The 20642-nt window shown below is 24.4% G+C and carries 21 protein-coding genes; 15 read left to right on the top strand and 6 right to left on the bottom strand.

Annotation, left to right across the window (positions count from 1 at the left end):
* The first annotated feature begins 102 nt into the window (after window positions 1-102).
* The 3 genes from EGN60_RS03200 to secA all read left to right on the top strand — a co-directional run bounded on the left by EGN60_RS03200 (window position 103) and on the right by secA (window position 4984).
* Window positions 103-804: a hypothetical protein gene (locus EGN60_RS03200; RefSeq protein ID WP_124724623.1), complete on the top strand. Its 702-nt coding sequence runs from the start codon at window positions 103-105 to the stop codon at window positions 802-804.
* Between the two features lie 97 nt (window positions 805-901).
* On the top strand, window positions 902-2308 hold the full coding sequence (gene tig, locus EGN60_RS03195) for a trigger factor (protein ID WP_124724622.1): 1407 nt from the start codon (window positions 902-904) through the stop codon (window positions 2306-2308).
* A gap of 63 nt (window positions 2309-2371) precedes the next feature.
* Window positions 2372-4984: a preprotein translocase subunit SecA gene (secA, locus tag EGN60_RS03190; RefSeq protein ID WP_124724621.1), complete on the top strand. Its 2613-nt coding sequence runs from the start codon at window positions 2372-2374 to the stop codon at window positions 4982-4984.
* Window positions 4985-5037: 53 nt separating this feature from the next.
* Here the strand turns inward: secA and EGN60_RS03185 are convergent, their stop codons facing one another.
* The 3 genes from EGN60_RS03185 to EGN60_RS03175 all read right to left on the bottom strand — a co-directional run bounded on the left by EGN60_RS03185 (window position 5038) and on the right by EGN60_RS03175 (window position 7783).
* Window positions 5038-6558 (bottom strand): BspA family leucine-rich repeat surface protein, encoded by a 1521-nt coding sequence (locus EGN60_RS03185; RefSeq protein ID WP_124724620.1) that lies wholly within the window; start codon window positions 6556-6558, stop codon window positions 5038-5040.
* Window positions 6559-6801: 243 nt separating this feature from the next.
* Window positions 6802-7236, bottom strand: a complete 435-nt coding sequence (locus EGN60_RS03180) for a bis(5'-nucleosyl)-tetraphosphatase (protein WP_124724619.1) — start codon at window positions 7234-7236, stop codon at window positions 6802-6804.
* Between the two features lie 10 nt (window positions 7237-7246).
* A complete protein-coding gene (locus EGN60_RS03175; RefSeq protein WP_124724618.1) occupies window positions 7247-7783 on the bottom strand; it encodes a hypothetical protein in 537 nt (178 codons plus the stop codon).
* A gap of 77 nt (window positions 7784-7860) precedes the next feature.
* Here EGN60_RS03175 and dnaX point away from each other — a divergent pair, with 77 nt between their 5' ends.
* The 8 genes from dnaX (at window position 7861) to EGN60_RS03135 (ending at window position 14426) form a co-directional block, all read left to right on the top strand.
* The gene (gene dnaX, locus EGN60_RS03170) at window positions 7861-9957 is read left to right on the top strand and encodes a DNA polymerase III subunit gamma/tau (RefSeq protein ID WP_124724617.1); all 2097 of its coding nucleotides are present in this window, start codon (window positions 7861-7863) and stop codon (window positions 9955-9957) included.
* 17 nt (window positions 9958-9974) lie between these two features.
* Window positions 9975-10268: a YbaB/EbfC family nucleoid-associated protein gene (locus EGN60_RS03165; protein WP_124724616.1), complete on the top strand. Its 294-nt coding sequence runs from the start codon at window positions 9975-9977 to the stop codon at window positions 10266-10268.
* The gene (locus EGN60_RS03160; RefSeq protein ID WP_124724615.1) at window positions 10268-10855 is read left to right on the top strand and encodes a toprim domain-containing protein; all 588 of its coding nucleotides are present in this window, start codon (window positions 10268-10270) and stop codon (window positions 10853-10855) included. The genes EGN60_RS03165 and EGN60_RS03160 overlap by 1 nt, the downstream gene beginning before the upstream one ends.
* Window positions 10856-10873: 18 nt before the next feature.
* Window positions 10874-11518 carry a dTMP kinase gene (gene tmk / locus EGN60_RS03155; protein ID WP_124724614.1) on the top strand — a complete coding sequence of 215 codons (645 nt, stop codon included), beginning with the start codon at window positions 10874-10876 and terminating at the stop codon, window positions 11516-11518.
* Window positions 11519-11549: 31 nt separating this feature from the next.
* On the top strand, window positions 11550-12092 hold the full coding sequence (locus EGN60_RS03150; protein ID WP_124724613.1) for a hypothetical protein: 543 nt from the start codon (window positions 11550-11552) through the stop codon (window positions 12090-12092).
* Between the two features lie 74 nt (window positions 12093-12166).
* Window positions 12167-12400 (top strand): hypothetical protein, encoded by a 234-nt coding sequence (locus EGN60_RS03145; RefSeq protein WP_124724612.1) that lies wholly within the window; start codon window positions 12167-12169, stop codon window positions 12398-12400.
* On the top strand, window positions 12393-13094 hold the full coding sequence (rsmI, locus tag EGN60_RS03140; RefSeq protein ID WP_124724611.1) for a 16S rRNA (cytidine(1402)-2'-O)-methyltransferase: 702 nt from the start codon (window positions 12393-12395) through the stop codon (window positions 13092-13094). Before EGN60_RS03145 ends, rsmI begins: the two co-directional genes overlap by 8 nt.
* A gap of 63 nt (window positions 13095-13157) precedes the next feature.
* Window positions 13158-14426: a DDE-type integrase/transposase/recombinase gene (locus EGN60_RS03135; protein ID WP_157977617.1), complete on the top strand. Its 1269-nt coding sequence runs from the start codon at window positions 13158-13160 to the stop codon at window positions 14424-14426.
* Between the two features lie 100 nt (window positions 14427-14526).
* On the opposite strand, the gene rpsT is transcribed toward EGN60_RS03135, so the two are convergent.
* Entirely contained in the window at window positions 14527-14790 is a 264-nt protein-coding gene (rpsT, locus tag EGN60_RS03130) for a 30S ribosomal protein S20 (protein ID WP_124724609.1), read from the bottom strand.
* Between the two features lie 136 nt (window positions 14791-14926).
* On the opposite strand from rpsT, the gene EGN60_RS03125 reads away from it, so the two are divergent.
* From EGN60_RS03125 to EGN60_RS03115, 3 genes are all read left to right on the top strand, one after another.
* Window positions 14927-15655, top strand: a complete 729-nt coding sequence (locus EGN60_RS03125; RefSeq protein WP_124724608.1) for a YgjP-like metallopeptidase domain-containing protein — start codon at window positions 14927-14929, stop codon at window positions 15653-15655.
* Between the two features lie 12 nt (window positions 15656-15667).
* Window positions 15668-16345, top strand: a complete 678-nt coding sequence (locus EGN60_RS03120) for an NERD domain-containing protein (protein ID WP_124724607.1) — start codon at window positions 15668-15670, stop codon at window positions 16343-16345.
* A gap of 140 nt (window positions 16346-16485) precedes the next feature.
* Entirely contained in the window at window positions 16486-17262 is a 777-nt protein-coding gene (locus EGN60_RS03115; RefSeq protein ID WP_124724606.1) for a hypothetical protein, read from the top strand.
* A 52-nt stretch (window positions 17263-17314) separates the two neighbouring features.
* On the opposite strand, the gene thrS is transcribed toward EGN60_RS03115, so the two are convergent.
* Both thrS and trpS read right to left on the bottom strand, forming a co-directional pair.
* Complete coding sequence (thrS, locus tag EGN60_RS03110) at window positions 17315-19054, bottom strand: threonine--tRNA ligase (protein WP_124724605.1); 1740 nt, start codon at window positions 19052-19054, stop codon at window positions 17315-17317.
* The gene (gene trpS, locus EGN60_RS03105) at window positions 19041-20066 is read right to left on the bottom strand and encodes a tryptophan--tRNA ligase (RefSeq protein WP_245979655.1); all 1026 of its coding nucleotides are present in this window, start codon (window positions 20064-20066) and stop codon (window positions 19041-19043) included. Before trpS ends, thrS begins: the two co-directional genes overlap by 14 nt.
* 210 nt (window positions 20067-20276) lie before the next feature.
* On the opposite strand from trpS, the gene EGN60_RS03100 reads away from it, so the two are divergent.
* Window positions 20277-20639, top strand: coding sequence for a PTS glucose transporter subunit IIB (locus tag EGN60_RS03100; protein ID WP_124724603.1), 363 nt, complete (start codon window positions 20277-20279; stop codon window positions 20637-20639).
* Window positions 20640-20642 lie beyond the last annotated feature (3 nt).

Below are 20642 nucleotides of genomic sequence, written 5' to 3'. Positions count from 1 at the left end.
AAAAAGTACTAAATATTTTTTAATACATATTTATTATAAAACAACAATGAATAATTAAAACATTATTTATTTTTAAATTTAAAAAATTAGTAAAATTAGAATATGAATGCAGAAAAAGAATTAGAAAATTTGTTTATAAAAATACAAGAAATTAGAAATGAAGATCCACTTAAAGCTATATATTTAATTGATGAATCTAAAAAACAATTCATAGCACAAGCTGAAATAAATGAGCTTGATGCTTTAAGAAGAAATATTGAATATCAAATAAAAAAACAAAACTTAATTGTTAAAACATCTTTAGATACTATTTCATTAATTAACAGTTTAAAAAATAAAAAAATGGATTATGTTTTTATGTTAATTTATAATGAACTAAAAAATAGAGATTTAAAAGAATATGCATCTGAATTTCAATATTTTTTTAATGGAAATGATTTTGATAATAAAGGCTTTCAAACTCTAATTTATGATTTATTACAAAAAAAAGAAATTGATTATGATTATAAAATTTCTGAATATATTATAAATCCTAAAAAATTAGGGGCAATTGATGAAAATAAAGAAATAAAAAGAATTCAAAACGAAATTTTAAGTCATTTTGAAAAAGACATTGCAAAATCAAAAACAGCATCACAAGTTTTTGCAGCTTATGTATTTCAAAATTGACTTGAAATAATCAATCAAAAAACTCAAAATGATTATCAAATAATTATTGATGTAATTGATACTTTATTAGGTCAAAAAGATGCTAATGAGTTACAAAATGAGGCTAAAAAATTATATGAGTTTTTTAAAAAATAAATGCTAAAGTATAAGTTGATAATTTTTAAATTTTTAGCAGTTTTTTTTATATAATTAAAACAATTAATATTATTTTATATTTATAAGGAGACAAGAAATGTCAAGATCTATTAATAAAGAAAAAGCAGAATTAAAGATTTCTTACACAGTTCAAGGCGAAGAATGAAAAAATGCTATTGAAAAAGCTAAAGTTGAATTAAGAAAAAATGTTGTTATTAAAGGATACCGTAAAGGTCATGTTCCTGCAAATATGGCTGACAAACTTTTAAATCCATTTGATATTTATGATAAAGCTGTAAACTCAGTTATTAACAAAGTTTACGAAGAACACATTGTTAAAGAAATTACAGCAGATGATGAAATTATTGGAAGACCAGTATTAAACATTGCTGATTTAACAGATGAAAAAGCTACAATTGAAGTTACATACGCTTTATTCCCAGAAGTTAAATTAGGAGACTATAAAAAACTATCTGTTAAATTAGATTCTTTAGAACTTAAAAAAGAAGATTTAGAAGCTACACAACATGAAATGATTAAAAGTTATGTTGCTTTAGTTGAAAGTTCAGAAGGCATTAAAGAAGGCGACACAGTAAACTTTGATTTTAAAGGTTTTATTAACAATGAACCATTTGAAGGTGGAGAAGCAGAAGGATATGACTTAGTTATTGGTTCAGGTCAATTTATTCCAGGATTTGAAGATCAAATGAAAGGTTTAAAAGTTGGCGAAGAAAAAGAACTAAAATTATCATTCCCAGAAAACTATCATGCTAAAAATCTAGCAGGTCAAAAAACTGTTTTCCAAGTAAAAATTAATTCAGTAAAAACTCCTTCATACCCAAATGTAGATGAACAATTTATCAAACAATTAAACATTCCTAACATTTCAACATTAGAAGACTTTAACAAATATTTAGAAATTCAAACATATAAAAACAAAGTTTCATTAGTTCAAAATAAATTTATAGAATCAGCAACAGAAAAATTAGTAAAAGCTTCAAAAACTCAAGTTTCTGAAACTTTAGTTAAAGAAGAAGCTAACAAATACTACCAAAACTTCTTACAAAACTTAAAACAACAACAAATCTCAGAAAAAGAATATTTAGAATTTAGCAAAAACACAAAAGAAGAAGTTATGAAAAACTTTGAAGATCAAGCTTTACCTAACTTAGAAAAAATGTTTGTTTTAGGTGCTATTGCTAAAGCTGAAGGATTCAAAATTACAAATGAAGATTACGAAGCTGAATGTGCTAAATTAGCAGAAGCTTATGGTTTAAGTTTAGAACAAGTTAAAAGCATTTTAAAATTTGAAAATGTTGAAATGAACTTAATGAACGAAAAAATTTACAACACTTTAATGGAAAGCAATGACAAAGCTGGCTTTAAAAAATTAGAAGAAATTAAAGCAAAAATCAAAGCTTTCGATGACGAACAAACTCAAAAAATAGTAGAAGCTGCTAAGAAAAAACGTGAACAAGCAGAAAAAAAAGAAGACACTAAATAATATTAATTAAGCAAGTTTTAATACTTGCTTTTTATTTTATAAAAATTGGTATAATATATTAATATGAAATTATTTAAATTCAAATCAACCGAAATGAAAATTGCAGAGGCTACATTAGCAGAAATAAATCGTTTAGAGCCTACTATTTCAGTTTTAACAGACAAAGAATTACAAGCCAAAACTAATGAATTCCGTGAAAGGTTAAAATTAGGAGAAACACCAGAAGATATAAGAGCTGAGGTTTTTGCTGTTTCAAGAGAAGCAACAAAAAGAATTTTAGGTAAAAGACCTTATGATGTTCAAATGATTGGTGGTTTAATTTTAGATCAAGGTTCTGTTGCTGAAATGAAAACTGGGGAAGGTAAAACTATAACTTCTATAGCTCCAGTATATCTAAACTCTTTAAACGGACAAAGTGTAATAGTTTCTACAGTTAATGAATATCTAGCTGAACGGGATGCTGAGGAAATGGGTCAAGTATTCCATTTTTTAGGTTTAACTGTTGGGATAAATAAAGCTCAAATGCCAGCTGAACAAAAAAGAGAAGCATACGCATGTGACGTTTGTTATTCTGTTCACTCTGAATTAGGTTTTGACTACCTACGCGACAATATGGTTATGTCAAAAGAAGAAAAAGTTCAAAGAGGATTAGATTATATTTTATTAGATGAGGTTGATTCTATATTAATTGATGAAGCTAAAACACCTTTAATTATTTCAGGTGGAGATAATGATGAAAGTAATTTATATTCAATAGCTGATTTATTTGTTAGAACTTTAAACCAAGATGACTTTTTTATAGATGAAGAAACAAAATCAGTTTACTTAACAGATAAAGGTATTGAAAAGGCAAATAAATACTTTAATTTTGATAACCTTTATGGTTTAGAAAATTCTGAATTAGTTCATAGAATTCAAAACTCTTTAAGAGCTCATAAAGTTATGAAACTTGATGTCGAATATATTGTAAGAAATGACAAAATTGAATTAGTTGACTCATTTACAGGTCGTATAATGGGAGGCCGTGCATACTCTGAAGGATTACAACAAGCTATTCAAGCTAAAGAAAGAGTTGAAATTGAACCTGAAACAAAAACTTTAGCAACTATTACATATCAAAACTTATTTAGATTATTTAAAAAAATTAGCGGTATGACTGGTACTGCAAAAACAGAAGAAAAAGAATTTATTGAAATTTATAACATGCGTGTTAATGTAGTTCCAACTAATAAACCTGTAGTTAGAATTGATGATCAAGATGAAATTTATGTAGACATGCATTCAAAATGAAAAGCAGTTGTTAAAGAAATTAAAAGAGTTCATGCTAAAAAACAACCTATTTTGATTGGTACAGCACAAGTTGAAGATTCCGAAGTTTTACATGAATATTTATTAAACGAAGGAATTCCTCACACTGTTTTAAATGCAAAACAAGATGCTTCTGAAGCTGATATTATTTCTCATGCAGGAGAATTAGGCGCTGTTACAATAGCAACTAACATGGCTGGTAGAGGAACAGATATTAAACCTTCAAAAGAAGCTCTGAAACTTGGTGGATTATATGTTTTAGGAACTGAAAAAGCTGAATCAAGAAGAATTGATAACCAACTTAAAGGACGTTCAGGACGTCAAGGAGATGTTGGCTATAGTAAATTCTTTTTATCAATTGATGACCAATTAATTTTACGTTTTTCAGTTCAAGATCACTGAAAAGAAATCTTTAAAGCTTATGGTGAAGATCCTATTCCAGGAAAAGCAATTCAAAGTGCCTTTTTAAAAGCTCAAAAGAAAATAGAAGGTTTTAACTTTGATAACCGTAAATCAGTTTTAAACTTTGATGATGTTATAAGACAACAAAGAGATTTAATTTATGAACAAAGAGATTTAATTTTAGAACGTGATGATTTAGGTTCTATTATTAAAAAAATGATTTCAGTAGCAGCACAACAATTTGCTTATATTCCTGCTTTTACTAAAAAAGATAAATCAGTTGATTTAGATTTATTAGTTAAATATGCAAATATAAATTACATGAAAATTTCAAAATACAGATTTACTGTTGAAGAATTTAAAGGTTTATATGCAGAAGAAATTAAGGATCATTTAATTGAAGTTTTAAATAGAGAATATGACAAACTAAGAGAAAATATTGTAGATAAATATGGTATTTCTGCTTTAGTAAAATCAGAAAGAAATCAAATTTTAACAGTATTTGACTCAGCTTGACAAAACCATATTAACACAATGGACAAATTAAGAAGAAGTACTCACTTAGTTCAATATTCACAAAAAAATCCATACCAAGTTTATACACAATTAGGTTCTAAGAAATTTAAAGAATTAACAGACTGAATTGCTTTAAATGCGACAGTAAGTTTATTTATGAATGTAGATGCATATCCTTCATCAAATAGCCAAATTCAGTTAGATTGAATGTCTAATCCAGATGAAGAAAATAATTCAGGCTACTCACTTTCTGATAAAGCTGCTGAATTTATTTCTTATTTATTAAATAGTGAAAGACAACATTTAATTTCTAAGGGTCTTCCTGAAGAAGAAATAGATAAAATTTTAGTTGAAAAGCAAACAGAATTAGTTAAAGAAATAAATTTAGAATTACAAAAGCATTTTGCTACTCAAACAGAAAATAATGAAGAAGTAGTAGAACAAAAATAAATACAATTGTTTAATTGAAAACAAAAAAACTATTAGTTTTAAGCTAATAGTTTTTAATTATTTCGTGGTCTACTTTTGTAACTTGAAGGTTTAAAATATCAATTTGGTTTTTGATCTTCATATATGTTTGTTCCTGTAAATGCATTATCATTTGTATCCCTTCCAAATATATCTCGATTACTTGCAAAACGACCTGAGTTAGGTTGTCTTGTTGGGTTAAAAATAACACCTCAAGAATTTAGATTATATGAAAAACTTTGTGCGTCTCTAAACATATTTTGAATATCAGTCAATGAATTTGGCACTCATGATGATAAATCTTGATTAAAAACTATAGCATTTTGGAACATTGATTGTGCATTTTCAAGTTTTCTTACATCCCAGTTATTTAAAGGTTGATTATATGAAGTTGCACTGTTAAACATATTACCCATAACTTTTATATTAGAAGTATTTCAATTGTTTATATCTTGATTAAACTTTCTTGCATTATGAAACACGCCACTTGCGTGTATACAACTACTTAAATCTCAACCTGATAAACTCGAATTAAATTCAAAACATCCTGAAAACATATGTGATATAGTTGTAGCAGATCTCATGTCTCAATTATTTAGTGGTTGATTAAAAGAAGTAGCAGCTCCAAACATTTCATAAAATGTTGTTCCTTTTACTACATTTCAATCATTTAATGGTTTATTAAATGCACTAGCTTCATTGAAAACTCTTTCAAAATTTGTAACGTTGTCAACACCTCAACTATTAATATCTTGATTAAAATTATTAGCCTTAGCAAACATATAACTAATATCCTCAGCATTAGGAAGTCTTCAATTATTTAATGGTTTATTAAATGCACTTGCAGCATAAAACATTGATTTAAAATTTGTTCCATTAGACACATTTCAACTATTTATATCTTGATTAAATGCAGAAGCCTCAGCAAATGTTCCTTCAAAATTTGTTCCTTTTGAAACGTTTCAATCACTTAAAGGTTGGTTAAATGCAGAAGCTTTATTAAATGTATTAGAAAAATCGGTTACTTTTGAAACATCCCATTTATTAATATTTTTATTAAATGTATAAGCTTTTTTAAAAGTATCACGTAAACTTGTTACATTAGATGTATTTCAATTTTCAATACCTGAAAAATCTTGTCTTCTACTATCTTCAAACAAACCAGCAAATGAAGTAATTAAAGCTGTATCAATATCACCTAAATTAATTTCATCATCAGAAACAAGTCTTTTTAATTCATATAAACTTTCCGGTCTATATTTTTTGGTTGTATCAAAAGTTACAATATTTACATCATCAGTTTGTATCTCTGCGTCTGCATATGTTTTAGCTTCTGTTTGACTTTCTGCGTCAGCTAAAGTTTTTGTATCAGTTTGAGTTTCAACTACACTAGTTTCAACTGTTCTTTTGTTACTTGAATTATCATTTATAATGTTATTGGCTAAAGCCTCAATATCTTTATTTTTTATTTTTACATCACATGATGCGCTTATTGCAGTTACTGAAAAACACATCAAAGGCGATGCAAAAATAATAAATTTTGTTAATTTACTCATATATTTCCTTTGCAATATTTATTATTTATATTTTTATTTTAAAAAATCCAATGTTTTTTATAAAAAACTTTTTGCAAAAAAAAAAAAAAAGCAAAAAAGTTAAAAAATTTTATTAATTTAGAATTAATTTAAGATTAAATTTATATTTTGCTAAAAATTTAATATAATTTTTAAGTTAAAAATTAAATAAAATAAAACCTTTAAATAGATTTTAATTTTTCTATTTAAAGGTTTTAATTTTTATTAAATTATTAAAGGTTTAATTTTTTTAAGATTATCCATATAAAAGTTTAAAGCTTTATCTAAAATTTCTTTGTTTGATTCATAAGTAATTAAGTCGCGAGCTTTTTTTATTGGATATCAAGAAACAACTTTAATTTCTGAATCTTGTTTAATTAATTCAAAAGATGTTGGATAAGCAACAAAATATGTTACGTCTTTCATTGTTTTAGGTAATGGAGAATATGTATTCATTTCTTCAAAGCCATCAATTAATTTGATATCAATATTTGTTTCTTCTTTTACTTCTCTAATTGCTGTTTGCTGTTTAGTTTCGTTTTTTTCCATGTGTCCTTTTGGAAAACCTCAATGATTTAAAGTTTGTTCTACTAATAAAACATTTAACTCGTCATTAATAATTTTAAAAACGATTGCACCACATGAATATTCTTGTTTCATATTTACCTTCTTAATTATTAATAAATTGCATTTTTTTAATTTTTTTAAGCAAATAAATTGCTATAGTAAATAAAGAAATAAAACTAATAAATGCAACTATAGAGACTGCAAAAAATATTTTTTTAATCACACTTATATCTTTAACTACTTCATTTTTTAAAAAAGTATCTAAACGATAACGATTTAAATTTGCAAATAAAAAGGTATTAATTAAATAAGCTAAAACTATAAAAACTAAAAAAGCTATTAGAATATAAACTATTTTAATAAATACTTTATTTAAGTATTTTCTATAATAAAAGAGCATAAATGTCTTATAAATACTTACAAACGCCACAGCAGCTACTAAAACTAGAAATAATATAAAAGGATATAGTATTTCAATTCTAACTTTATCTAATTTAAATACTATAGATAAAGCTAAAGTTATAATAGAAAAAAATAAACCTAAAGAAGCTAATATAAGATAATATAAAATATCTTTTTTTATTACTTTTTGATTTAAATCGTTAAGTTTCTGTAATTTATTTTCATTATTTTCTTGCATGATTCTCCTATTTTTAAATTATATTATTTAATAGTTATAATTTGGTAAAATATAAATAAATAATTAAGGAGTCACGGATGCTAAATAATAAATATTTAACTTTATATCGTCAATATAGACCTAAAACGTTTTCTGAAATAAAAGGTCAAGATCATATTGTTCAAACTTTAAAAAATATTATTTTATCTAATAAAATAGGACACGCTTATTTATTTTGCGGACCACATGGAAATGGAAAAACTTCAACTGCGAAAGTTTTTGCAAATACAATAAACTGTTCTCATCGTGATTTTAATGATCTAAGTCCATGTCTTGATTGCATTAACAATATAGATAGAAATTTAGATATTATTGAAATTGATGCTGCATCTAATACCGGAATTGATGATATAAGAGAATTAAGAGAAAAAATAAAACATTTGCCTTCTCAAAGTCCTTATAAAATTTATATTATTGATGAAGTTCATATGCTTTCAAAAGGAGCTTTTAATGCTTTATTAAAAACTCTAGAAGAACCACCTCAACATGTTATTTTTATTTTAGCAACAACTGATCCTCAAAAAATACCTTTAACAATTTTAAGTAGAGTTCAAAGATTCAATTTCAAGAAAATGGATTGCAATATTTTATTTAATGAACTTAAAAGAATTTTTGAAAATGAAAAGATTTTAGCAAGTGATGAAGTTATTAAATTAATTACTAAATTAGGAAATGGAAGTTTTAGAGACACTTTAAGTATTGCTGATCAAGTAGCTATTTATTCAGCTAATAAAGCAATAGAAATAAAAGATGTTCAAGAAATATTTGGAATAACTGATGTTAAAAATGTTATTGATTTAATTAATTTATTAAATGCTCATGAATTAAAAAGTGCCTTAAATTTACTTAAAAATTTAATTTATAATGGGACAAACATTGATATTTTTCTAAATCAAATTGTAGAAACATTAAAAGATTATTTATTTTATTTAGAAACAAAAGATGCAACTGTTTTAGAAAATACTAAAATAGAAGACATTAATTTAATTTCGCTTGTAAAAGAAAAAGCTTATGAATACGTTGATAATTTTATTGATTTAATTAAAAATATTAAATATTCAGACATGCCTTTACAAACTTTTGAAATTACTTTAATTAAACTTTCAGCAATTAAAGCACCTAATGAAGTTTATAAAAATACAATTGAGAATGTCAAAAGCCCAATATTTGATATTAATAAATTAGTTAATGATGATTTAGAAACTCAAACAAAAGAAAATAAACAAGAGGTTGAAGAACATAATGATTTTGTTTATTTTGAAAATGAAGAAGAAATTAATAATGAATTAAAGTCTGAAACTAAAAGTAATTTTGATTCAAATAGTTATGGAATTCCAAGTTTATCTTCAGTTGCAAATGATGATGCAGAAGAAAATTTAGAAACTGTAAATATTGATGATTTAATTAAACAAACTGACGAAATTATTTTATCTGAAAATACAGCTGAATTCGAAAATAGCGACATAGCAAATGATATTATTACAGCTGAATTTGACAATACATTTGATAACTTAAATACTAAAGCTACAAAAACAACTATTACTTTAGATTTAAATGAAGTAACTGCTGAAAATAAAAATTCTAATTTAAATGTGGAGCATTCAGAACAAGAAAACAAATTCTTAAATATAAAAAGAAGTCATGTTGATTTTAATGATTTAGTAAATTGTTTTTTAATTAGAATTTTAACAAAAAAAGGTACTCAAGAATTTAAAGAAGACTTAACTGAAGTTGATAAAATAAAATATGCTGATTTAACTTTTAGATTGTTAGCTAAAGAATTTACAGATGAATTAGCAATGCTTCAAAATTTAAAAATTGTATTTAGTAATTCAAATTTCATTATTGTTTCTTCAGAATTTGAAGAAAAAATTGAAGATATAAATTTAAATGCTTATACAATTAAATTTCAAAAAGCTATTAAAAAATTATTTGATAGATATATGCATGTTTTTGGTGTAACAGAAAATGAAGTTGAAAACATTAAAAACTGATGGCATAACAATAAAGCAACTTTACAATCAATGAAACCAAAATTGTTTGAGGATTTAAATCCTTATTATGAAGTTCAACAAAAAGAAAAAATTGCCTGAGCTAAATCTACATTTGGCAATATATTTAAAATGAAAAAATAGAAACTAAGGAGTTTATTATGAATATGAATGAAATGCTTAAAAAAGCAAAAAGAATGCAAGCCGAAATGGAAAAAGAAGAAAAATTAATTGAAGGACAAGAATTCACAGTTGAAAAACAAGGTATCGTTGTTGTGATGGATGGGCATAGAAAAATTAAAAGCTTAAAATTAAATGAAGCTTTAATTGACCCTGAAGATCCAGAATTAATTCAAGATTTAGTTATGTTAGCTGTAAATGAAGCTATTGATAAAGTCAATGAAGCATTTGATGAAATGAGTGCTAAATTCTCTGGTAATGGATTTCCATTTTAATGAATAATGAAGAATATTTAAAATTAGAAAAAAAATTAAAAGAAATTCCAGGTCTTAGCAAAAGACAAATTCAAAAAATTGCTGATTTTATAATTGATAAAAAAACTGAAGAAATTAATGAAATAGTTCAAACTATTTTAGAATATAAAACTAATATTAAAAAATGTATTAATTGTAATTATGTTTCAAAAGATGAACTATGTAAATTTTGTTCAGATTCAAGCAGAGAAAACATTCTTTTAGTTGTAGAAAAATCTGTAGATGTAGACAAATTTGAAGAATTAAATAGCTATAAAGGTAAATACTTTGTAATTGATGATGTTTGAAAAAAACAAAAAGAAAAAGTGCAAGATAAAGCACTTGAAAAACTTTTAAGTATAGCAAATAAATATAAAGAAATTACTTTAGCTTTGTCTTCATCATTTGACGGTCAATTTTCAATGATTTATTTACAAAAAATGCTAAAAGAAAAAGCAAAGTTTGAAAATGTATATCAACTAGCAATCGGGATACCGATTGGTGCTAGTGTTGAATATGTTGACAATGTAACTTTAAAACAATCACTTATTAAAAAAGTTAAAATGTAATTAAATTAAGAGGGTATTATGTTAGATAAAAAAACTGGTAAATTTATAGTTATAGAAGGAATGGATGGTTCCGGAAAATCAACAATTATTTCTATGCTTAAAGACGAATTTGTTCGTTTAAAAAGAGATGATGTTATTTTCACAAGGGAACCAGGTTCAGCTTTTTCAAAAGAAGCTGAAAAAATTCGCCAGTTTATTTTAGATAATGAAAACTCTTTTAGTAATATGGTCGATGCACTTTTATTTGCAACAAGTAGAAGATTAAATTTAGAAAAAGGTATATGACCTGCTTTAAAAGAAAACAAAATAGTTATTTCAGATCGTTATTGAACAAGCTCTTATGTTTATCAAGGAGTTTTAGGAACTATGGGACTTGAAAAAGTTAAGATCTTAAATGAAATAGCGACTGATAATACAAAACCTGATTTTATTATTTTCTTTGATTTAGATCCTAAAACATCTGTACAAAGAATTACTCAAAATAGAGATATTATTGATCGTTTAGAAACCACTGATGTTGCTTATTATGAAAAATTGCGTGATGCATATAAATTAGTAATGCAAAACGATGATAGTAAATATTATGTAATAGATGCAAATTGTACAATTGTTGAACTATATGAAAAAGTAGTTGATATTTTTAAAAAACATGGAGTTTTATAATGGCTCTTAAAATTAAAGATATTTATAAAAAATTATTAATAATGCAATTAATTATCAAAAATTAAATCAAGTTTATTTATTTTCATCAGATACAATCAACGATTTTGATGAATGTTTATTATTCTTTATTAACCAAATTAATAAAGAAAATTTTTATACTTTAGGCGATATAGATTTTGGATCATTATATTTTTTAATAAATGGTGAAGATAAAAACATTGCTAAAGAAGATTTAGTTAAAATTCAAAGTGAGTTAGAAATAGCTCCTTTAGAAAACAATAAAAGAAAAATATTAATAATTAAAAACATAGAAAATGGAACTGAAAAAAGTTTAAGTTCTTTATTAAAGTTTTTAGAAGAACCACCTAAAAATACAATTATTTTAATGACTAGTGTAAATAAAAAAGATGTATTAAAAACAATTAAATCAAGAGCTTTTAATATTGATATTTTTGCTGAAGATTCAGAACTTTTAAAACAAGCAGATGTTGATAATTTTATTGATTTATATCAAAACGAATACATTTTTGAAACAACAAAATTAAAAAAGAGCTTTATGAAATTAAAAACTTAATTTTTGAATCTCTAAAAAATCCAAAAGATTTATTTAGCTATTTAATTTTAGATTTTGAAGAAGAAAAAGCTAAAATGTATTTAAATTTTATGAAGCTTTGTTTTCATGATTTATATAAATTTAAAAATGGAGTAAGTGATTTAAATATTTACGATTTTAAAGAATTAAAAAACATTTCAAAAATATCTTTAGATTTTAAAAAAGTAATTGAAAGCATAGATTTATTTTTAAAAAATATTTCTTTTAATGGAAATTTTGAACTAAATAGAACTAACTTTTTAACTATATTAGGAGAAATTTATGGCTAAATTATATATAGTAGGAACTCCTATTGGAAATCTAGAAGACATTACTATTAGAGCTATAAATACTTTAAAAAGTGTTGATGTAATTTTATGTGAAGATAGTAGAGTTAGTCAAAAACTTTTAAAACATTACGAAATAAATAATAAAACAATTATTTCATATCATAATTTTAATGAAAAACAAATTAGCCCTAAAGCTATTAAATTAATAAATGAAAATAAAAACATCGCTTTAATTTCTGATGCAGGAATGCCTTTAATTTCAGATCCCGGTTTTGAATTAATTAAAGCAGCTAAAGAAAATAAAATAGATATTGAAATAATTGGTGGACCAACAGCAATGGTTCATGCCTTAATTAAAGCTAATTTTGCTTCTAAATTCACTTTTTTAGGATTTTTAAAAGATAAATCAGGTGCTAGACAAAATGAACTAAAAGAGTTAGGTTATGGAACTTATGTAGCTTATGTTTCACCTCATAAGCTTTTAGCTACCTTAGATGATTTTGAAGTAGTTTTTGAAAACAACGTTCAAATTTATTTAATTAAAGAAATGACTAAAATGTTTGAAACATCTTATGAAGGCAGTCCTCAAGAAATTAAAAATCTTTTAGGTGATAATATAAAAGGTGAGTTTACTATTGTTTTTAATATAATAAAACCTAAACATGTAAAAGTTAATAAATATAAATTAACTTAATAACTAAACTAGGATAAAAATTTATAGACACATTCCATTTAAAAGAAAGGAATGTGTTTTTTTATGTCAAGAAAACAGTTTACAGCAGAACAAAAACTAAAATATATAAAAATTTTAATTGAAAAAGATTTAGAAATGGCGATGATTACTTTTGTTGAAGATTTCTGAGAAGAAAGATATAAAGAAAATTATTTAAAATACAAGAATAAAAGAAACCCATTTAAATATGCCAAAATGCTAATTACAGATTGATACAACTTGTATAATTTAGATATGGAATTACTCAAATCTAAAACGGGAATTGCTCCAAAAAAAGGTAAATCAGGTCGAAAAAGAAAAATAAGCATAAATGACTTAAATGAATATGAAAGACAATTTTATCAAGATGTCTTAGAAGAAATATTAGAAGAGCATGGGATAACAAATTCAGATATAATTGAGAAAGTTAAGAAAAGAAAAGACGAAAAAAATATTAAAAACTGCAGAATGAAAATTCTAGCAGAAATCTTTGATATAAACAGAACTTCTATTTACTCTAACTATCTTAAAAAACAAAAAAAAGATTCTAAAGAAAAATATATTAAACAAGAAATTATTGATTGGATTTTAGCAGAAGCTGAAAAATCAGGATTAGTTATAGGTAGGGACAAACTCTATTATAAATATATAAGATCAACAAAAAAATATGTTTCTTCATATGTTTTTAGAATAAATTATGAAAAAAGTCAATATAAATCTTTGTCATATGTGCGTTCAAACAAATCAAGACCACCGAAAAAAGCTAAATACGATAAAATATGAACTGATGACTTTTTAAAAGGAGATTTTTCATCATCTTTTTTCGCTCAAACAATTCATGCGGATATTAAATATGTAAGAGTCAAAGAACAATGATACTACTTACATGTTTTAACTGAAACATTTTCAAATTCAATTTTAAACTGAACATTGTCAAAAGAAAGAACCGCTGATTCAACTATTAAATTATTAGATGAAACCATTAAGAAATTTAAAATAAAACCTCAAATTTTTCATAGCGACCATGGTATAGAGTATGCAAATAATAAATTTAGGGACTTTTTAAAAACCAACAACATTAAACAATCTATGTCACCAAAAGGGAATTCATTAGCTAATAGACCTTCGGAATATTTGTTTTCAATTTTTCAAAGAGAATTATTCGATTTTTACGATACCAGTAAAATGAATTTATTAAATGTGTATAATATAGTTAACAAATTTGTGGTTTGATATAACTTAGATAGACCACAATCGAATATGGAATATAAAACGCCATATGCTGTTAATCAACATATAGCGTTTTGTGTCTAAATTTTTTATCCTAATATAATTAACTTAATAACATGTTTTTTTATTTTCATTTTTAAATAAATAAAAAAACACCAGGCAAGGTGTTTTTGAATATAATAGATTAATTATTTGATTTAGCAATACTTGCATCTAAACGGCTAGCTTTTCTTGCACCATTGTTTTTGTGTAAAACACCTTTTGAAACTGCTTTATCAATTTCGTGGTGTGCTTTATTAGCCAATTCTTTAGCTTTAGGGTCATTAGCTTGAGCAGCTAATTTAGCTTTTTTGATTGCTGTTCTAACAGCAGATTTGATTGCAGAATTACGAGCGTTTGCTTTTTCGTTAGATAAGATTGCTTTTTGTTTTGATTTAATATTTGCCATTTTTTTGCCTTTCTTGCTATAAATAATTAGCGTTTTTATTATACTACATTTTTTTAATTTTTAATTAAATAATCTTTTTTATCTATAAAAAATTTAAATTTAAAAAAACAATTTTTAATAAGTTAAAATAATAGTTATGGAAAAAACGTATTTGCTTGAAAACTATATTTTTGATGATAAAAGCTACAACATAAATGTAATTTTAACAAACAATAAATATATGTATGCAGGCGTTAAAAAAAGTCAAATTTATTTAAAAGTTCCTAAAAAATATAACAATTTAGTAAATATTGATTCTTTTTTAAAAAATGTTTTTCCAAAATTGTTAAAAATTAAAAAAAGGCAAGATAATATAGAAGCTTTAGGAATTAATTTAAAACAAGATTATGTTTATTTTTTTGGACAAAAATATTTAATTCAATTAATTAATGAAAAATCAAAAAGTGATTATGAAATAAAAGAAAATAATTTAATAATCTATTTAGCAAATCCAAGATTTAGTATTGAAAGAGTTACTAAAAAAATTGAAGAAGATTTTTGTGAAATCTTAATTAAGAAATTTAAAGAATTTTCAGAATATTATGCAAAAGAAATATTGCCTGAAAAAAGCAATTTTGAAATTAAATTATCAAAAGCAAGATTAACAAGAATTTGAGCAAGCAATTTTGTATCTAAAAATTTAATAACTGTTTCTAGATATTTACTTCATTTTAATGACGAAATTATAAAAAGTATTGTAGTTCATGAATTAAGTCATTTTATTTATCAAAATCATTCTAAAGATTTTTATAAATTAGTAATTAAACATTTTCCAGAATATAAAAAAGCAAAACATGCTCTAGATAATCATTTATTTAACTATTAGGAGAAAAAACATATGAAAGAAATTGTAAATGTAGCAAATAAACAAGTTGTAGAAAACAAAGAACTTTCAACGAAGTTTATCATTGGAATGGTTGTTGGTGTAATTCTATTTTTTGTTGTTATTTCACTGTTTTGTATTTTTATTAAATTAATGATGAGAAGACATAAAAAAAATCAAGAGCAAATTTTTGAATATGATAAAAAAATTGAAAGTGAATTAATTCATTTAACAAACGTAATTCCAGATGCAAAATTAATTAAAGATTATGTATTTTTAAAAAATAAACAAAAATTTAATATTAATTTTATTTTCTTATCTAAATCAGTTGTTTTTGTTTTAGAAAAAATATATTATGAAAGTGGAACTTTAGAAGTAGATTGAACAAATCGTGAATGACTTTTAAAACAAGAAAATAAAAATATGATAATTCCAAACCCTACTATTAATCTAGATATGAATATAAAAGCAGTTAGAGATATCTTACCTTCTAATTTACCAATTTATGGAATTGTTATTTATAAAGATAATGTAAAAATTGAAATGTTAAACAATCAAAATTATATTTTATATAGTTCTCTTAATTCTTTAAGCGACACTATTTATGAACAAAATAAACAACTTTTTGAAGTTCTAAATCAAGAAGAAATAAAATTTATCTTAAAAGATTTAAAATTAAGAAGAGCACAATAATAGTTGCCTAAACATTCATTAAATATTGAAAAAAATTGAATTCACATTGAAAAAAACATTCTATTTATTGAAAACTCGATATTTTTTTGTTAAAATTTAGCATAAATTATTAATAATTTAGAAAAAAGAAAGGTATAATGATGGAAAAAACTAAAAAATCAACATTAGAAAAATACTACATTTCAGAAGTTCTAGACGCTGATAAAAATGTAGAATCATTTAACTTTAAAAAAGCTAACCAAAAAGTTTCAGGTAACTTTAAAGAATTCGTTGATGCAGTTCAAAACTTTATTACAGTAAGTGAAAAAACTCCAAATGATACAAGAGTTTGATTCCACAGAGACGGTGCTTACCGTGGTTCAGTTGACATTACAAAAGCTCGTTTAATTATCGAGAAAGTTAGAGAAAAACAAGTTGCAAACAAAGATGCTATTTCATATATTGAATCAGAAAATCTTGTTGACAAACCTGCACCAAAACCTAAAGTAAACTTAGAAGAAGAAGCTGAAAAAGTTGAACTATACGTTGCTGATCACGAAAATAAAAAAGCTAGCGAAGTTGAAGCATCTGATGTTGAAAGTGATTCAAAATACACAGTTGTTGTTGATGAACTAAGACCAGAAAATGGTGAACTAACTGTTTTATATCACTTAGAACACAAAAAAGAATCATCAGAAGTCCACTCAAAAACATTATACGGTTTTAAACAATGTACTTCATGCCAAGTTGTAGAAGAAGCTCCAGTTGAAGAAGAGAAAAAAGAAGAATTCCCTCTTTATGTACAATCAACTGAACAACCAATTCACTACCACAACAGACGTGATGAAAAATGATTTGTTATTTTATTAATTGTTTTATCAGTATTAATCGTTGTAAACATTGTTTTAATCGCTTTACGGGCAACAGGCGTTTTCTAATAACAAAATAAAAAAACTAGCTTCGGCTAGTTTTTAATTTCTAATTTTTTTTCTATTTTAAATTTCTTTTTAATTCAAATAATTTATTAATAAATTCATCTTTAGCATAAACTGTTGTTTCATCTGAACCATATTCTCTTACTGCTAAAGTATTATTTTCTATTTCAGATCTACCTAAAACAATAATGTATTTAGATTTTTGAAGTTGAGCTTCTCTAATCTTTTTATTTAATCTATCATTTTTTAAATTAATAGAAACATTAAAATCAGCATCTAAAAATTCGTCATATAGTTTTTTAGCATCATCATTAAAATCATTTGCGACTGGAATTATAACAACTTGTTTTGGGCTTAATCAAAATGGTAAAACACCTTTGGTTTGTTCAAGTAATGTTGCTATAAATCTTTCATAAGTTCCAATTAAACCTCTATGAATTAAAACTGGAGTTACAAATTGTTCATTATCATCAACAAATTTCATTTCAAAACGTGAAGGCAATAAAAAGTCTAATTGTAATGTTGACATAGTTATAACTCTGTTTAATACTGTTCTAACTTGAAAATCAACTTTAGGTCCATAAAATGCTGCTTCACCAATAAACTCTTTATATTCGATATTTAATTCTTTTAAAACTTCACGTAAATCATTTTCTGCTCTATTTCACATTTCATCATTATCAAAGAATTTTTCAGTATCTTCTTTATCTCTTAAAGATAATGAAACGTGATCAATTTCGATATCAAAATCATGTAGTGCTTGTTTAATCATTTGATATAAGTGTTTAAACTCTGATTTAATTTGATCAGGTCTTACAAAAATATGACCTTCTGTTAAATCCATACCTCTAACTCTTTCAAGTCCACTTAAAGCTCCTGATTTTTCATAACGATATAATCTTGATTGTTCTGAATATCTTATAGGTAAGTCTTTATATGATCTTCTTGTTGAGTTAAATAAAATAATGTGATGAGGACATGTCATAGGACGAGCTACTAAAAGTTCATTATCCATTTCAATTGGTTTAAACATAGTATCTTGATAATGATCTCAGTGTCCACTTATTTCATAAAGTTTCTTTTCACCAAAATGAGGTGTCATAACTTCTGTAAAACCATATTTTTTATCTAGTTTTAAAACGTAATCACGAATGGCATTATGAATTTTCATACCATCTTCAAGTCAAATAGGAAAACCTTGACCTGAAAGTTGATTAAACATAAAAATATTTAATTCTTTACCGATTTTTCTATGATCTCTTTCTTTTCTTTCTTCAAGAATTTCAAGATATTTAGCTAATTCATCTTTGCTTTCTCAACAAGTTCCATAAATTCTTGTTAACATTTTATTTTTTGAATCACCTCTTCAGTAAGCGCCGGCTACTGATAAAAGTTTAAAATGTTTAATTTCTTTTGTATTTTGAATGTGATTACCTGCACAAAGATCAGTAAATAAAACTTCTTCAGTTTTAGGGTGATAGTATTGATAAAAAGTAATTTCTTTTCCTTGACTTACAAATTCATCATATAACTCTTTTTTATAAGGTTGATTATCAAAAGAATATTGAGAAATTTCAACTTTTCTCATTTCATAATTTTGTTCAGCCAATTTTTTCATTAATTTTTCTATTTTAGGTAAATCAGATTCTAAAATTGGTTCTTTAAATTCAAAATCATAATAGAATCCTTCATCAATTGCAGGACCAATTGCTAATTTTGTTTCAGGGTATAATTTTAAAATAGCTGCTGCTAATAAGTGACTACATGAGTGGTTTAAAAATTTATTTGCGTTCATTGTCTAAACCCATACCTTTCATTAACATTTTTAAATTTTTATTTGCTGTTTGTGATGCTTTTTTAGCACCTATTAAACTGTTTTTTTCAACGTCTTTTAATGCGTTTTTATAATTTTCTTGAATCTTAGTTAGTAACTCTTTAACAGCTAAACCAACTTCAGATTTTAGTTCTCCATAATTTTTAGTTTTAAAATATTCTTCTGTTTCTAAAAGTGTTTTTTCTTTTAAAACTGAATAAATGGTTAAAAGATTTTTTATACCAGGTTTATCATCAGATAAATAAATTTTACCTTCTGAATCTGTTACTGCCTTCATTATTTTTTTATAAGCTTCTTCTGGATCATCTAATAAATAAATAGAAGCTTTAGGATTAGTATCTGATTTGGACATTTTTTTAGTTGGTTCAACTAATGACATTATTTTAGCGCCAACTTCAGGAATATATGGTTCAGGAATTATAAATTTTGTTTTAAATTTATTATTTAATCTTATAGCTAAATTTCTAGTTATTTCAACATGTTGCTTTTGATCAATTCCAACAGGAATAATATCTGCATTATATAATAAAATATCAGCTACCATAAGTGTTGGATACATTAAAAGACCAGTAGGAATTGTATTCATTCCATTTGCTGTTTTTATTTTGCTTGACTTATCTTTAAATTGAGTCATTCTAGATAGTTCGCCAATAGTTGTATTAGTTAAAATTAATCAATTCATTAATCCGTGTTCTATAACATCTGATTGAAAAAATAAAGTTGTTTTATTTATATCAATTCCACAAGCCATAAATAAAGCAAAAATATCTCTTCTATTTTTTTCAAGTTCTTTAGGTTCTATTGGTAAAGTTCAAGCATGCAAATCAGCTATAAAAACATAATTTTCATACTTCTCTTGAAGTTTAACCATGTTTTTAATTGCTCCAATATAATTAGCTAGTGTTAATTTTCCTGTTGCAGTTATTCCACTAATCATAATCTGTTTTTTATCAGTCATTTTATGTCCTTTCATAAATACTTATTTAATTTTAATACATTTTTAAATAATAATACTATTAATTTTTAATTAATATTATTGAATTAATTAATGTGCTATTTTTTTCTTTAACTTTTCTTAAAATTTTCTTTTTTCAAAAACATTATTTTTTATTTATCTTTATAATTATTAATACATATATACACAAGGAATATTGAATTTTTAATTTAAAAAAGGGGTTAGAGTATGACAGCAAAACAAAAAGCTTTGTATGTTTTTTTATGCATTATAACTTTAGGTTTTATATTAATTTATTGAAAAAATAAATATCAAAAAAGAGAAGTTTCAAGTGAACTTTCAGTTAACAATAATTTACCTTTTAGCTTAAATGATTTATTTTCAAAATTAGGACAAAAAGAAAATATTGAATCAGTTTCGGCAACTCAAAAAATAATAAAAATATTTTTTAAAAATAGAAATTTAATTTTAGTTGATGAAATTAAAAAATTAGGCGGAATTTCAGGAATAGCTTTACAAAAAAACTCAATTTCTTTAGTAATTGGAAATTGCGCTAAATATTTAGAAGAGTTAATGAAAAAGGAGTTATAGTAT

Source organism: Mycoplasma struthionis, from assembly GCF_003855455.1.
Classification (GTDB): Bacteria; Bacillota_I; Bacilli_A; order Mycoplasmatales; family Metamycoplasmataceae; genus Metamycoplasma; species Metamycoplasma struthionis.
The sequence above is the reverse complement of the archived record's forward strand: the minus strand, read 5'-3'. Positions and strand labels throughout refer to the sequence as shown.